The sequence below is a fragment of the Kaistia sp. SLG-1 genome (assembly GCF_059699055.1).
The window spans coordinates 3,372,774-3,386,370 of sequence record NZ_AP048544.1; the positions used below are offsets into that span (position 1 = coordinate 3,372,774).

14 protein-coding genes are annotated in these 13,597 nt (G+C 66.0%); 9 read left to right on the top strand and 5 right to left on the bottom strand.

The window, feature by feature from the left end; all coding sequences use genetic code 11:
* Nucleotides 1-15: 15 nt before the first annotated feature.
* On the bottom strand, nucleotides 16-714 hold the full coding sequence (gene rpiA, locus AC6HZP_RS15320; protein ID WP_497523570.1) for a ribose-5-phosphate isomerase RpiA: 699 nt from the start codon (nucleotides 712-714) through the stop codon (nucleotides 16-18).
* 154 nt (nucleotides 715-868) lie between these two features.
* Here rpiA and gph point away from each other — a divergent pair, with 154 nt between their 5' ends.
* Nucleotides 869-1,540, top strand: a complete 672-nt coding sequence (gene gph / locus AC6HZP_RS15325) for a phosphoglycolate phosphatase (protein WP_497523571.1) — start codon at nucleotides 869-871, stop codon at nucleotides 1,538-1,540.
* A gap of 10 nt (nucleotides 1,541-1,550) precedes the next feature.
* Here gph and AC6HZP_RS15330 read toward each other — a convergent pair whose 3' ends face one another.
* On the bottom strand, nucleotides 1,551-2,441 hold the full coding sequence (locus AC6HZP_RS15330; protein ID WP_497523572.1) for a cell envelope integrity EipB family protein: 891 nt from the start codon (nucleotides 2,439-2,441) through the stop codon (nucleotides 1,551-1,553).
* 185 nt (nucleotides 2,442-2,626) lie between these two features.
* Between AC6HZP_RS15330 and AC6HZP_RS15335 the strand changes: the two genes are divergently transcribed.
* The 7 genes from AC6HZP_RS15335 to AC6HZP_RS15365 all read left to right on the top strand — a co-directional run bounded on the left by AC6HZP_RS15335 (nucleotide 2,627) and on the right by AC6HZP_RS15365 (nucleotide 9,553).
* Complete coding sequence (locus AC6HZP_RS15335; protein ID WP_497523573.1) at nucleotides 2,627-3,091, top strand: RidA family protein; 465 nt, start codon at nucleotides 2,627-2,629, stop codon at nucleotides 3,089-3,091.
* Between the two features lie 6 nt (nucleotides 3,092-3,097).
* Entirely contained in the window at nucleotides 3,098-3,865 is a 768-nt protein-coding gene (locus tag AC6HZP_RS15340; RefSeq protein WP_497523574.1) for a glycerophosphodiester phosphodiesterase family protein, read from the top strand.
* 751 nt (nucleotides 3,866-4,616) lie between these two features.
* Complete coding sequence (locus tag AC6HZP_RS15345) at nucleotides 4,617-5,891, top strand: GNAT family N-acetyltransferase (protein ID WP_497523575.1); 1,275 nt, start codon at nucleotides 4,617-4,619, stop codon at nucleotides 5,889-5,891.
* Between the two features lie 6 nt (nucleotides 5,892-5,897).
* Nucleotides 5,898-7,580 carry a sulfatase-like hydrolase/transferase gene (locus tag AC6HZP_RS15350; RefSeq protein ID WP_497523576.1) on the top strand — a complete coding sequence of 561 codons (1,683 nt, stop codon included), beginning with the start codon at nucleotides 5,898-5,900 and terminating at the stop codon, nucleotides 7,578-7,580.
* A 28-nt stretch (nucleotides 7,581-7,608) separates the two neighbouring features.
* Nucleotides 7,609-8,037: an HIT family protein gene (locus AC6HZP_RS15355; RefSeq protein ID WP_371812673.1), complete on the top strand. Its 429-nt coding sequence runs from the start codon at nucleotides 7,609-7,611 to the stop codon at nucleotides 8,035-8,037.
* Nucleotides 8,038-8,107: 70 nt separating this feature from the next.
* Nucleotides 8,108-8,581 (top strand): carboxymuconolactone decarboxylase family protein, encoded by a 474-nt coding sequence (locus AC6HZP_RS15360; protein ID WP_201400003.1) that lies wholly within the window; start codon nucleotides 8,108-8,110, stop codon nucleotides 8,579-8,581.
* 69 nt (nucleotides 8,582-8,650) lie between these two features.
* A complete protein-coding gene (locus tag AC6HZP_RS15365) occupies nucleotides 8,651-9,553 on the top strand; it encodes a sigma-70 family RNA polymerase sigma factor (protein ID WP_497523577.1) in 903 nt (300 codons plus the stop codon).
* Nucleotides 9,554-9,623: 70 nt separating this feature from the next.
* On the opposite strand, the gene clpA is transcribed toward AC6HZP_RS15365, so the two are convergent.
* From clpA to AC6HZP_RS15380, 3 genes are all read right to left on the bottom strand, one after another.
* Nucleotides 9,624-12,068 (bottom strand): ATP-dependent Clp protease ATP-binding subunit ClpA, encoded by a 2,445-nt coding sequence (clpA, locus tag AC6HZP_RS15370; protein ID WP_497523578.1) that lies wholly within the window; start codon nucleotides 12,066-12,068, stop codon nucleotides 9,624-9,626.
* Nucleotides 12,069-12,077: 9 nt separating this feature from the next.
* Nucleotides 12,078-12,407, bottom strand: a complete 330-nt coding sequence (gene clpS / locus AC6HZP_RS15375; RefSeq protein ID WP_201400006.1) for an ATP-dependent Clp protease adapter ClpS — start codon at nucleotides 12,405-12,407, stop codon at nucleotides 12,078-12,080.
* Nucleotides 12,408-12,738: 331 nt separating this feature from the next.
* On the bottom strand, nucleotides 12,739-13,083 hold the full coding sequence (locus tag AC6HZP_RS15380) for a hypothetical protein (RefSeq protein WP_497523579.1): 345 nt from the start codon (nucleotides 13,081-13,083) through the stop codon (nucleotides 12,739-12,741).
* 232 nt (nucleotides 13,084-13,315) lie between these two features.
* On the opposite strand from AC6HZP_RS15380, the gene AC6HZP_RS15385 reads away from it, so the two are divergent.
* The gene (locus tag AC6HZP_RS15385) at nucleotides 13,316-13,558 is read left to right on the top strand and encodes a hypothetical protein (RefSeq protein WP_201400008.1); all 243 of its coding nucleotides are present in this window, start codon (nucleotides 13,316-13,318) and stop codon (nucleotides 13,556-13,558) included.
* The last annotated feature ends 39 nt before the right edge of the window (nucleotides 13,559-13,597 follow it).

The following is a 13,597-nucleotide window of genomic DNA, read 5'->3' on the forward strand; positions in this document are numbered from 1 at the left end:
ATGGGCGAAATGATGTTAAGCCACCAACCAGCTGATGCCTTCCGGGCGAGCGATGACGGCGGCGGATGCAAGTCCGATGAAGAGCCCGTGCTCCACGACCCCCGGAATCGCCACAAGGGCAAGACTCAAGGCTTCTGGATCGCGAATACGGCCAAAAGATGCATCGATGATAGCGTGCCCGCCATCGGTTACGAAGGGGGTTCCCTCCACCGTCAGGCGCCGCGCCAGCGTGACCGGCTGATCGAGCCGGACAGCGGCATCGGCGATCGCGGCGATCGTGGCGCCGATGCCGAAATGGTTGACTTCGATTGGCAGCGGAAAGGCGCCGAGCGTCTCGACGAGCTTGGTGCCGTCGGCGATGACGATCATCTGGCCGGACGCCGCCGCGACGATCTTCTCGCGCAGCAAAGCGCCGCCGCCGCCCTTGATCAGGCGCAGGCGGCTGTCGAGTTCATCGGCGCCGTCGATGGTCAAATCGAGGCGCGGCGTCTCTTCCAGCGTCGTCAGCGGGACGCCCACTTCCCGCGCCAGCGCGGCGGTGCGCTCGGAAGAGGGAACGCCGACGACCGAAAGCCCGTCGCGCACAAGCGCGCCAAGGCCGCGAATGAAGTGATTGGCGGTAGACCCGGAGCCGAGACCGAGCTTCATGCCGGGTTCGACCTTCTCGAGCGCGGCGAGCGCCGCCTGCTTCTTCAGTTCATCGCTGGTGATCATCAGACACTTCAAGTTGTGAAATCGACGCCGGTCCGGCGCGGCTTGTTAGCATGGGCCAACGCCGCCGCCAACGTCCCCGCGACATCCTCCCGCCTTTCGCGAAACGGCCCGACTTGTTAGCCTTCCGTTACCCTTCGATGGAATCCCCTCGCCCATGCGCCCCATTCTCGTCTTCGACCTCGACGGCACGCTCGTCGACACCGCAACCGATCTCGTCGCGACGCTCAACGTCGTGCTGGAACAGGAAGGCCTCGTCGCCGTCCCCTACGAGGACGCCCGCTCCATGGTCGGGCACGGCGCCCGGGTGCTGATCGAGCGCGGCCTCGCCGCCAACGGCGTCACCCGCGACGCCGCCACCATCGACCGGCTGTTCGACACCTACATCGCCTATTATGCGGCGCATATCGCCGACACCAGCCGCCCGTTCGACGGCGTGGTGGCGGCGCTCGACCGCTTCGCCGCCGAAGGCTATCTGCTCGCCGTCTGCACCAACAAGCTCGAGGGCCTGTCGATGCTGCTGCTCGACGCGCTCGGGCTCTCGGAGCGCTTCGCGGCGATCTGCGGCGCCGATACCTTCGCGGCGCGGAAGCCCGATCCGCTGGCGCTCAACGAGACGATCCGCAAGGCCGGGGGCGATCCGCGCCAGGCCGTGATGATCGGCGATTCGAAGACGGACATCGACACCGCGAAGGCCGCCGGCATTCCCGTCGTCGCGGTCGATTTCGGTTATACGCCGGTGCCGGTCAGCGAGCTCGGGCCCGACGTCGTCATCAGCCATTTCGACCAATTGGACAACGCCGTGGCCGCGGTGCTCGTCCGCGTCTGAAAACCGTAACTCAGGGGCAGCGCTTGGCGGCGACCTTTACCGGCGCCATGTCGAGCCGGACGAGCTTCCCCGTCAGCGCGAAATCGCCATAGTCGAGCCGCATCCGCCGCGTCACGCCGTTCTCATAGACGATGAAGGACAGCTCGTAGGAGGGCTTCTGCTCGCCGGTCGCGTTCTCGTCGAAATAGCTGAGCGTGACCGGCCAGTGCCGGACATTGGCGATGCCGGCGGCCTTCGCCGTCGCCTCGTCGCCCAGATTATCGGCGCCGGTGTTCGTCGCACCGATGACGGCGGCGGTCGTATAGGGCTTCTCGCCCTTCTCCGAGCCGTCGAACAGGTCGACCTGGACGAAACGCTCGCCGCGGATGGCGGCGTCAATGATCGTGCTTAGGTGCTGGTTCGGGAACTGGAAGTTCGGGCTGATGTCGAAGCGGCGCGACTTCGGCTTCGCCATCGTCACATGCAGCTTGCCGTTCTCGCGCTCGGCCGAGCCGGTCGAATCCTCGGCAAGCGTGCCGTCGACATAGCTCTTGGTGGCGAAGGAGAAGCTCTTGCCGTCCGAATCCTCGAAGGTCGAGGTGGCGACGTCGGTCAGCCGCGCATTGCCGTCGCTGTCGCTGATGCGGGTGACGAAGCGGAGCTTGGTGTTGTAGCCGTCGCAGCGCGAACCCCAGAAATGATAGACCATGCGGCCTTCGGCATCGCTGATCGTGTCGGACTTGCCGCCGGCGTCGAGGCTGAGATCATAGACGGCTTCATGCGGCGCCATCACCAGCGCCGGCGCCGCCGAGATGGCCGAGGCCGAACCGGCCATGGCGAGCCAACCCGCACCGAGGAGCGCTGATATCTTCAGCATGCTGGCGAGCCGGCTGCGACCTGCATGGATGGATACGGACTTCATTCTGGCTCCCATCGTCGTCAAGCCGACATAGGGCTGACATAAGACGCATTTCAACCAGCAAAACGTCAAAAGGTCTACGAGCCGCTTTTCGCCCCTGCAAGTCCAGGTTTCAACGACCGCTTGCGGCGCTCCCGCTTTCGGGCGAAACCGGAGACCTTCCGCATTCCTGCATTTGGAGATCCTGCATGACGAGCCAGATCGACAGCCGCCTCGAGGCCCTCGGAATCGTGCTGCCCGCCGCCAGCGCGCCGGCCGCGAACTATGTCCCCTTCCTCGTGAGCCAAGGCCATCTCTACATCTCCGGCCAGATCCCCGTCGGCCCGAACGGCGTCGAATATGTCGGCAAGCTCGGCGTCGAGCTCGGCGTTGCCGAGGGCCAGGCCGCCGCGCGCCTCTGCGCCCTCAACATCCTGGCCCAGGCCAAGGCGGCGCTTGGCGATCTCGACCGGATCGTGCGCGTCGTCAAGCTCGTCGGCTTTGTCAATTCGGACCCGGCCTTCGGCGAGCAGCCCAAGGTCGTCAACGGCGCCTCCGACCTGATGGTCGAAGTGCTCGGCGAGAAGGGCCGCCATGCCCGCTCCGCCGTCGGCGTCGCCGCCCTTCCCTTCGGCGTCGGTGTCGAAGTCGAAGCCATCCTCGAAATCGCCTGAGCGAAAATGACCGCAAAGACCTCGACCGCCCCCGCCTGGCTGACCGCCCGCCCGATCGCGCACCGCGCCTATCACGATCCGGCGAGCGGCCGGGTGGAGAACACGCTCTCGGCCGTCCGCGCCGCGATCGACCACAATTTCGCGATCGAGGTCGATCTGCAGCTGACCGCCGACGGCGAGGTCGTGGTCTTCCATGACGACACGGTCGATCGCCTGCTGCAGGCGAGCGGCCGCGTCGACCGCATGACGCTCGCCGAGCTGAAGGCGACGCCCTTCAAGCAGGGCAGCGACGTCGTGCCGACGCTTTCCGAGCTGCTCGAGACCGTCGCCGGCAAGGTGCCGCTGGTGATCGAGCTGAAGAGCAACTGGAACGGCAACCGCCGGCTGGAAGCGGCCGTCGCGCCGATCCTCGCCGCCTATGCGGGGCCGGCCGTCGTCATGTCGTTCGATCCGGATTCGATGGCCGTCATGCAGTGGCTGCTGCCGGAGGTGCCGCGCGGCATCGTCGCCGACCGCTATACCGACCTCGAGGAATGGGGCTTCCTGCCGCCGCGCGCCCGCTTCGCCCTGCGCAACCTCTCGGCCGTCCCACAGGTCGGCGCCAGCTTCGTCTCCTACGATCTGAACGGCCTGCCCTCCTTCGCCCCATCGAAGGTCCGCGCCCACGGCCTGGCGCTGATCACCTGGACCGTCCGCACCCGCGAACAGGCGGCGAAGGCGAAGCTTTATACGGACCAGATCACGTTCGAGGGTTTCGATCCGGATCAGGTGTGAGCGCGCCCGGAGGGCCTTCCTTTCACCTCTCCCTGAGGGAGAGGTCGGAGCGAAGCTCCGGGTGAGGGTTTAGGGAACCCTCCGGACATGGCTCAAACGATGGAGACCGGCCGGCTAGGGCGTAAACCCTCACCCGCCGGCCTGCGGCCGTCGACCTCTCCCTCAGGGAGAGGTGAAGGACATCGCCACTCCCGCACTGGCCTGCCGTCTAACGCGGAGAGGATTGCGGCCACGGCGTCTGTCGAAGCATCCCCGGCCGTCCGCCACCCTCGCCGTCATCCCGGCCTTCGAGCCGGGATCCATTTCCGCCGGGTTGCCAGCCGTCCAGGTTCCGCGCGGCGGAGAGATGGATTCCTGCTTTCGCAGGAATGACGGCGCTTGTGTTTCTGCGCAGGGAGCGCACGGAACACGGCTCTTCACCTTTGCCCGAGGGCGACTTTGCGCAAGCCTATCCAGCCGTCATGCCGCGCTCGACCTCCATCATCCTGAGGTGCCCGAGCGCAGCTTGGGCCTCGAAGGACGCACGATCGCGGTGCAGCCCATCGATTGCACGGTCGCTTTGCGTGCTTCGAGACGGCCCTGCGGGCCTCCTCAGCATGATGAGGGTGATGTTCTGCAAAGTCCTCCTCAGGGAGAGGTGAACACGCCCAGCCGCAACGAAAACCGCCCGTTTCCCTCGTCCCGACTTGCGCTTGTCACGTTTCGCCTTAGATGCTGGGATGCAATCTGCGAAGCGAGAGCGCCCTCCCTCATGACCGCTGCCCCCGATGCGCGTCTCACCGTCCTTTCCTCCCTCACGGAAATCGAGCGCCAGCAGTGGGATGCCTGTGCCAATCCCGGCTGGGCGTCCGACGCGCCGTTCGGCGACGATCCCTCAACCTTCCTAAGGGCTTATCACGGAGAGGCGGAATCAGGACACGAAGCCGGCCCGCTTGAATCAAAATCTCAGCGGACGGCCTATAACCCCTTCGTTTCCTACGACTTTCTGAAAATTCTGGAGGAATCGGGCTCGGCCACGGCGCGCACCGGCTGGCAGGCCCGCCATCTGGTGCTGGAGGGCGCCGGCGGCCATCCGGCCGGCATCGTGCCCTGCTACCAGAAGCCCCACTCGATGGGCGAATATGTCTTCGACCAGGGCTGGGCCGACGCCTATGAGCGCGCCGGTGGCAACTATTACCCGAAGCTGCAGGTGTCGGTGCCGTTCACCCCGGCGACCGGGCCGCGATTGCTCGTCCGCGACGGCGCGCCGCCCGCGACGCGGGAAATTCTCGCCGCCGGCCTGATCGAGCTGGCGCGGCAGCTCGGCAGTTCCTCGGTCCACGCGACCTTCCTCGACGAGATCGACGCCGACATTCTCGACGACAGCGGCTTCCTCGCCCGCACCGACCAGCAGTTCCATTTCATCAACGAGGGCTATCGCGACTACGAGGATTTTCTGGACGCGCTCGCCTCCCGCAAGCGCAAGGGGATCCGGCGCGAACGGCGAGAGGCGCTGGCCGGCGGCATCACCGTCGAGCATTTGACCGGCGCCGACATCACCGAGGACGCCTGGGACGCCTTTTTCGGCTTCTACATGGATACCGGCTCGCGCAAATGGGGCCGGCCCTATCTGAACCGGCGCTTCTTCTCGCTGCTCGGCGAGCGCATGGCCGACCGCGTTCTGCTGATCCTCGCCAAGCGCGACGGCCTGCCGATCGCTGGCGCCCTCAACCTGATCGGCTCCGACGCGCTCTATGGCCGCTACTGGGGCGCGTCCGAGGACGTGCCGTTCCTGCATTTCGAGATTTGCTACCATCAGGCCGTCGACTGGGCGATCGCGCACCGCCTGCCCCGCGTCGAGGCGGGCGCGCAGGGCGATCACAAGCTGGCGCGCGGCTACCGGCCGATCGTCACCCGCTCGGCGCACTGGATCGCCGATCGCGGCCTCCGGCGGGCGGTCGCCGACTATCTCGTGCGCGAGCGCGAAGCGGTCGCCGCCGACCATGAATTCCTCGACGAGCACACGCCCTTCAAAGCTGATACGTGATCTCGCATGACAGCGATTCTTCTCTGGGGCGTGGCCGCGGCCATCGTGCTCGCGAGCGAACGGCAGGCGACGAAGCCGCTCTTCGCGATACTCGCCTTCGCCTTCCTGACCGCGCTCTTTCTCGTCATCGTCGGCGACCTGCCGCGCGCCACCCTGCTGGCGCTGATCCTGGCGCTGACGATCGTCGGCGCCTCGGCGGTCAAGCATCACCATAGCGGCATGAAGCTCGCCGTCGCCGATCTGGGGCTGACCTTTGCCGGCACCATTCCCTTCATGCTGCGGCAATACCGGCGCACCGCCGCGCTGACGATCGCCGGCGCCGTCCTTCTGTTCCTCGCCGCCCTCGCGACGCTGGCGCTGGTTCGCGGCGCGCCGTTCTCCTGGCCGGAGCGGCTGCTGGGCCTGGCGCTGACGACGGCCGCCCTCTACGCCGCCTGGTGGGCGAACGGCGGCGCCCGATACCGGACCGACGTCACCCAGCAGAAGCGGTTCTTCTCCTTCTTCCTGGCCTCGCTGGTCGATGTCGCGAGCTGGTGGCCGGCGGGCGGGCTTCGGATGCTCGACGTCGGCGAGACCGCCCTGCCGCTAGCGGCGCCGCTCGCGGCGCGAACCGATATCCGGCCCGACATCATCGTCATCCAGCATGAATCGGTGTTCGACCCGCGCCTGTTCGACCTGCCGGTCGACGCCGAAATCGCCGAGTTCCTGACGCCGACGGGCGCGCTTTCGGGACGCCTGCATGTCGACATCTATGGCGGCGGCTCCTGGCAGACGGAATTCAGCCTGCTGACCGGCCTGTCCTCGGCGAGCTTCGGACCCGATTCCTATTTCCTGTTCAAGAAGGGCGTCGGCCGCTTCGCGCATTCGCTGCCTGGTGAGGTCGCCGCGCGCGGCTATCGGACGATGCTTTCGACGAGCTGCCGGCGCGCCTTCATGAACTACGACGCCTTCTATGCCGGGCTCGGCGTCGAGGAGCGCGTCTTCTCCGACGAGTTCCCGCCGCCCTTCGATCTCACCGCCTTCGAGATCAACAATTCCGACGCCGCCTTCTTCGAGGCGACGCGGGGTGCGCTGGAGCGCTCGATCGACCGCGACCCCTCGCCCCGCTTCGTCATGGCGCTGACCAATTTCAACCACGGCCCGCACGAGACGCGGCTGGTACCGGCGGGGCGCTACGAGGACGAGCGGCGCTTCGCGCTCGCCGCACTTCCCGACGCGACCTATGGCGAATACTACGCCCGCCTTGCCGAGACGGCGGAGAGCTATGCGGCGTTCCGCGACGCGCTCAAGGCGCGCTACCCCGGCCGTCCCATGCTGATCGTGCGCTATGGCGACCACCAGCCGACGATGACCCGCGCGATCGAGGAGGCCCGGGGAATCCGGCAGGACGATCCGCGCCTGTTCGAGACGTTCTACGCCATCGAGGCGGTGAATTTCGAACCGGCGGTCGAGAGCGTGCCCGAGAAGCTCGACATCGCCATGCTGGGCACGGTGGCGCTGCAGGCATCCGGCCTGCCGCTCGACGCCGTTTCGGCGACGCGCGCCAGCCTCATCCCCGAAATCGGCGCGCTCTACATGGCGACGCCATCGGAGCGGAAGAACCGCTTCCACCGCGCCCTGGTCGACCAGGGCCTGATCGACCTCGGCAAGGCCCCTCGGGCCTTGTCGCCCGTCGCCGAACGGGCATGATGCGCCATCCTCACGACGGGAGATCCCCATGACCAGCTACGACGACAGCAACATCTTCGCCCGGATCCTGCGCGGCGAGATCCCGTCGCATCGCGTCTATGAGGACGCCGATACCATCGCCTTCATGGATGTCATGCCGCAGGGCCCCGGCCATCTGCTCGTCGTACCCCGGACGCCCTCGCGCAACCTGCTCGACGCCGATCCGGCGACGCTGTCGCGCCTGATCCCGGTGGTGCAGAAGCTAGCCCGCGCCGCCAAGACGGCGTTCGCCGCCGATGGCGTCACCGTGATGCAGTTCAACGAGCCGGCCTCGGGCCAGACCGTGTTCCACCTGCATGTCCATATCATCCCGCGCTTCGACGGCGAGCCGCTGCATCCGCATTCCGGCACGATGGAGAAGCCGGAAATCCTGGCGGAAAACGCCGAGCGGGTGCGCGCCGCGCTGGCGGCCGGATAATTTTTTCGGCCCGCGTGTCACAAACGGCGGGGCCGTCTCGTCTTGTCTCCGTAGCCGAATGGAGACCATCATGAACGAGAGACTGAACGCCTACTCCGCCGCTCCGGAAGCCCTCAAGGCGATGATCGAGCTGAGCGGCAAGCTGGCCGCCTCCAGCATCGAACACAGCCTGCAGGAGCTGGTGAAGATCCGCGCCTCGCAGATCAATGGCTGCGCCAACTGCCTGCACATGCACACGGCCGATGCCCGCAAGAGCGGCGAGACCGAGGAGCGGATCTATCTCCTCAACGCCTGGCGCGAGTCGCTGCTCTACACACCGCGCGAGCGCGCGGCGCTCGGCTGGACCGAGGCTCTGACGCTGCTCGCCCAGACCGGTGCGCCGGATGCCGACTACGAGGCCGTCAAGGCCGAGTTCACACCGGCGGAGCAGGTCGAGCTGACGCTTCTGATCGGGCTGATCAACAGCTGGAACCGGCTCGCCGTCGGCTTCCGCACCGTGCACCCGAACGATCGCAAGCAGGCGGCCGCGCTCGCGGCGGCTTGACATGCCCTCGCCCGGCCCCTCTCGTCGAAGGGAGGGGCCGGGTGAGGTCCCTACACCCAAGAGAGTTCGATGGTCGACGCGTCCACCGCAGAGTTCGAACAGCACAGGCGCTTTCTGACCGGACTGGCGTATCGCATGCTGGGGTCGCTGGCCGATGCCCAGGACATCGTCCAGGACGCGTTCCTGCGCTGGCACGACGCCGCCCCGTCGGGGCTTTCGAGCCCGCGCGCCTGGCTCGGCAAGATCGTCACCCGCCTCTGCCTGGATACGATGAAATCCGCCCGCGCGCGGCGCGAGACCTATGTCGGCCAATGGCTGCCGGAGCCGGTCATCGAGCCGATCGGCCTCGCCCCCGCCACCGCCGTCGACGACCGCATCGACGCGCCAGTCGCGCTGATGCTGGCGCTGGAGCGCCTCTCGCCGCTGGAGCGCGCCGTCTTCATCCTGCACGAATTGTTCGATTTCGGCTTCACGGAGATCGCCGACGCGCTCGACCGCAGCGAGGCGGCCTGCCGGCAATTGCTGGCGCGTGCCCGCGCCCATGTCGGCGACACCAGGCAGCGCTTCGATGTCGACGCGGAGGAAGCGGCGCGGCTCACCACGGCCTTCTTCCTCGCCACCAACAGCGGCGACGCCACGGCGCTCAAGGACCTGCTGGCCGACGCCGCCCGCCTGCATGGCGACGGCGGCGGCAAGCGCCCGGCGACCCTCAACATCATCTACGGCGCCGAGAAGATCGGCCGCTTCTTCGCCGGCCTCGCCCAGAAGCCAGAAGCCCATCCGACCCCGGTCTGGTCGGGACCGCTTCGCATCAATGGCCTGCCCGGCTTCGTCGCGCTCGACCTCTTCGGCACGATCCAGGCGGTCGCGCTGGAGATCGAGGACGGTCGGATCACGGCGATCTACAGCATGCGCAATCCCGACAAACTCGTCGGCGCCGAAGCCTTCCTGCCGGCGACCGTCAGTCCCTAAGAAACCTCCGCGCACAAAAAAAGCGAGGCGCATCTCTGCGCCTCGCTTTCATTTCGTGCGGGCGGACGGATCACTCCGTCTTCAGCGGCACCTTCGGCACCAGGCCGCCGCGCTTCGGCGGGGTCGGCGGCTTCTCGGCGACCACCTTCTTGGCGCTGGCGCTGGCCGCCTTGCGACGCGGCTTCGCCTTGGCCTTCGGCTCTTCCGGCTCGGGCTTCGGCGTCACAGGCCCGTCCTCGAGCGGCTCGAGATGCAGGCCGGTCTCGCCATTCTCGCGGGTCTCGACCGTCACCTTGACGGTGCCGCCCTTGCGGAGCTTGCCGAACAGCACCTCGTCAGCCAGCGGCTGCTTGATGTGCTGCTGGATCACGCGGCCAAGCGGGCGGGCGCCCATCTGGCGGTCGTAACCCTTGTGCGCCAGCCAGTCGATCGCCTCGGGCGAGAGATCGAAGGTAACGCCGCGATCGGCCAGCTGCGCCTCGAGCTGCAGCACGAACTTCTGCACGACGTTGTGCACGACCTCGATCGGCAGATTGCCGAACTGGACGATGGCGTCGAGACGGTTGCGGAACTCCGGCGCGAACAGGCGGTTGATCGCCTCCTGGTCGTCGGGGTCGCGCGCGGTCGACTTGAAGCCGATCGCCGGCTTGGCGAGATCGGCAGCACCGGCATTGGTGGTCATGATCAGGATGACGTTCCTGAAATCGACCTGCTTGCCGTTGTGGTCGGTCAGCTTGCCGTGATCCATCACCTGCAACAGGATGTTGAACAGGTCCGGATGCGCCTTCTCGATCTCGTCGAGCAGCAGCACGCAATGCGGATGCTGGTCGACGCCGTCGGTCAGAAGACCGCCCTGGTCGAAGCCGACATAGCCGGGAGGCGCGCCGATCAGCCGCGAGACCGTGTGGCGCTCCATGTATTCCGACATGTCGAAGCGGATCAGCTCGACGCCGAGGCTGGCGGCCAGCTGCTTCGCGACTTCCGTCTTGCCGACGCCGGTCGGGCCGGCGAACAGGTAGGAGCCGATCGGCTTCTCCGGTTCGCGCAGGCCGGCACGCGCCAGCTTGATCGCCGAGGTGACCTGGGCGATGGCGCTGTCCTGCCCGTAAACAACGCGCTTCAGCGTCGCCTCCAGGCCCTTCAGCACTTCCTGGTCGTCCTTCGACACCGTCTTGGGCGGGATCCGCGCCATGGTGGCGATGGTGTCTTCGATCTCCTTGACGCCGATCGTCTTCTTGCGGCGGTTCTCCGGCACCAGCATCTGCGAGGCGCCGGTCTCGTCGATCACGTCGATCGCCTTGTCCGGCAGCTTGCGGTCATGGATGTAGCGGGCCGACAGCTCGACCGCCGACTTGATCGCCTCGTTGGTGTAGCGGACGCGGTGGAAGTCCTCGAAATAGGGCTTCAGCCCCTTCAGGATCTCGATCGCATCGGGGATCGTCGGCTCGTTGACGTCGATCTTCTGGAAGCGCCGGACGAGCGCCCGGTCCTTCTCGAAGAACTGCCGGTATTCCTTGTAGGTGGTCGAGCCGATGCAGCGGATCGAGCCGCCGGCCAGCGCCGGCTTCAGGAGGTTCGACGCATCCATCGCCCCGCCCGACGTGGCGCCCGCACCGATGACGGTGTGGATCTCGTCGATGAACAGGATCGAGCCCGGATATTCCTCGATCTCCTTGACGACCTGCTTCAGCCGCTCCTCGAAGTCACCGCGATAACGGGTGCCTGCGAGCAACGTGCCCATGTCGAGCGAGAAGATGGTCGAGCCGGCGAGAACGTCGGGGACGTCGCCCTCGACGATGCGCTTGGCCAGGCCCTCGGCGATCGCCGTCTTGCCGACGCCAGGGTCGCCGACGAAGAGCGGGTTGTTCTTCTGACGGCGGCAGAGGACCTGGATTGTCCGCGCGATTTCGATGTCGCGGCCGATCAGCGGGTCGATCTTGCCCTTCTTCGCCTTGTCGTTGAGGTTGATGCAGTAAGCGTCCAGCGCATCCGCCTTCTTCTTGTTTTCCTCGCGGCTGTCGACCGTCGCCGCGTCGTCGTCGACGCCGCGCACCGGACGGCTTTCGCTCATCCCGGCCCGCTTGGCGATGCCGTGCGAGATGTAGTTGACCGCGTCGTAGCGGGTCATGTCCTGCTCCTGCAGGAAGTAGGCGGCATGGCTCTCGCGCTCGGCGAAGATGGCGACGAGCACATTGGCGCCGGTGACTTCCTCGCGGCCGGACGACTGGACATGGATCACCGCGCGCTGGATGACGCGCTGGAAGCCGGCGGTCGGCTTGGAATCCTCGTCCGGGCCGTGCGCCAGATTGGCGAGCTCGGTATCGATGTAATCGACCAGGCTGCGCTTCAGCATGTCGAGATCGACATTGCAGGCGCGCATGACGGCCGCCGCGTCCTGATCGTCGATCAGCGCGAGCAGGAGATGTTCGAGGGTCGCGTATTCCTGATGACGCTCGTTTGCGAAGGCGAGCGCCTGGTGGAGGGCCTTTTCGAGGCTGCGGGAGAATGACGGCACGTTAGGACCTCACTTCCTTTCCATCACGCATTGCAGCGGATGTTGGTGTTTGCGCGCGAAATCCATCACCTGGGTGACCTTGGTCTCGGCCACTTCATAGGTGAAGACACCACACTCCCCCACACCATGCTGATGCACATGCAGCATGATCTGCGTCGCCTCCTCGCGGTTCTTGTTGAAGAACCGCTCGACCACATGCACGACGAACTCCATCGGCGTGTAGTCGTCGTTCAGAAGCAGAACGCGATACAAATTCGGCCGCTTTGTCTTCGGCCGCGTCTTGGTGGCGACGCCGACATCGCTATCGCCATCATCGGGTCGACGGGTTTCTTTGCTCATCTGGTTCGATCGGTACGTCGCTAAAACGGAATCCTGCCGATAATCCCGCTGCAGCGCAATCGCTCATTTCGAGCATTCCGCACCGCCGCGCGCTAAACAGGCGGGAGGGGTGTCGAACTCTATATGGGGAGGCGGTGCAAGGATGGAAGTAGGCCGGCGCACGGCCTCATCCGAAGGGCGCTGCCGGGGCATCCGGCATGCCGGTCCAAATACCCGAACAGGCGGGTAACGCTGGCCGCATTCATGCGACCAGCCGTGCGGGATCGACGACGCGAGGTCCCTGCCCGATTGGGAAGGCCTAGCGTCTGGCCGCAGCAAAAACGGTGGACGATCAGCTCGTCAGGCTTTTCTGGCAGGCGTCAGCGACGTCGCGATTTGCCTCCGTGGCGCCCGGCAGGGTCGCCCAGCCATTGGCGATCACCAGATCCCGCCGCTGGTAGCTCGAGGCGGCCTTGAGGGCCGTGAGCCGCTCCGTCAACTGCGGATCCGCCTGCGACTGCGCCACACAGAACGGCGTCAAGGCGGCAACCATCTGCGATTTGGCAAGCGTTTCGGCGCGAGCCTGCGCGGTACCGCCGGTCACCCAGCCGCCCCAGGTAAAGCCGATGACGGCAATTCCGATCGCTCCGACCGCGGCGCCGAGCAGCGACGGTTGTACCCATTCAAATCTTGCCAATTGCCAATCCAGTCTTTCCAGAGGAATCTCTCTATACTCGGCTATATTAGCATGAGTTTGATTTCATATATCCGGCTAAAATTTCTGGCGATCCGAATAAAAATCCTTGGTCTCGATCCAAAAATACGAAGTTGGATTATGCGCCTCTGGCGACAACCCTCTCCGCCTGCACTAAGATGCACATGAAGAGGCGCAAGCAAGCACCTCCTATTCGTATTTCACTGGATCGCGCATGGCCGTCACAACCCAATTCATCGTTCAGCCTTTCCGGCTCAACAAGCGCGGCAAGTTGGAGGCGGAGCCGGCGATTGCCGCCACATCGGCCGAGAACGCCAAAATGCGCGCCGAAAAGCTGTCGACCTCCCGCGCGGGCGTGATCGCCTTCCAGATCGCGGCGGACACGGAAATGGGCGACTATGGCGAGCCGGTCACGCTCGTCCGCTACGGCACGCTGCCCGAGGACATGGAATCCTGAGGACATGGAATAGCGCGCAGCCGGCGACGGGCGAGCCGC

Bases quoted from the DNA above. Each gene is read 5' to 3' on its own strand.
- AC6HZP_RS15340 (WP_497523574.1), top strand. From the start codon at position 3,098: ATGACCGCAAAGACCTCGACCGCCCCCGCCTGGCTGACCGCCCGCCCG.
- AC6HZP_RS15360 (WP_201400003.1), top strand. From the start codon at position 8,108: ATGAACGAGAGACTGAACGCCTACTCCGCCGCTCCGGAAGCCCTCAAG.
- AC6HZP_RS15385 (WP_201400008.1), top strand. From the start codon at position 13,316: ATGGCCGTCACAACCCAATTCATCGTTCAGCCTTTCCGGCTCAACAAG.
- AC6HZP_RS15365 (WP_497523577.1), top strand. From the start codon at position 8,651: ATGGTCGACGCGTCCACCGCAGAGTTCGAACAGCACAGGCGCTTTCTG.
- AC6HZP_RS15345 (WP_497523575.1), top strand. From the start codon at position 4,617: ATGACCGCTGCCCCCGATGCGCGTCTCACCGTCCTTTCCTCCCTCACG.
- rpiA (WP_497523570.1), bottom strand. From the start codon at position 714: ATGATCACCAGCGATGAACTGAAGAAGCAGGCGGCGCTCGCCGCGCTC.
- clpS (WP_201400006.1), bottom strand. From the start codon at position 12,407: ATGAGCAAAGAAACCCGTCGACCCGATGATGGCGATAGCGATGTCGGC.
- gph (WP_497523571.1), top strand. From the start codon at position 869: ATGCGCCCCATTCTCGTCTTCGACCTCGACGGCACGCTCGTCGACACC.
- AC6HZP_RS15350 (WP_497523576.1), top strand. From the start codon at position 5,898: ATGACAGCGATTCTTCTCTGGGGCGTGGCCGCGGCCATCGTGCTCGCG.
- AC6HZP_RS15330 (WP_497523572.1), bottom strand. From the start codon at position 2,441: ATGAAGTCCGTATCCATCCATGCAGGTCGCAGCCGGCTCGCCAGCATG.
- AC6HZP_RS15355 (WP_371812673.1), top strand. From the start codon at position 7,609: ATGACCAGCTACGACGACAGCAACATCTTCGCCCGGATCCTGCGCGGC.
- AC6HZP_RS15335 (WP_497523573.1), top strand. From the start codon at position 2,627: ATGACGAGCCAGATCGACAGCCGCCTCGAGGCCCTCGGAATCGTGCTG.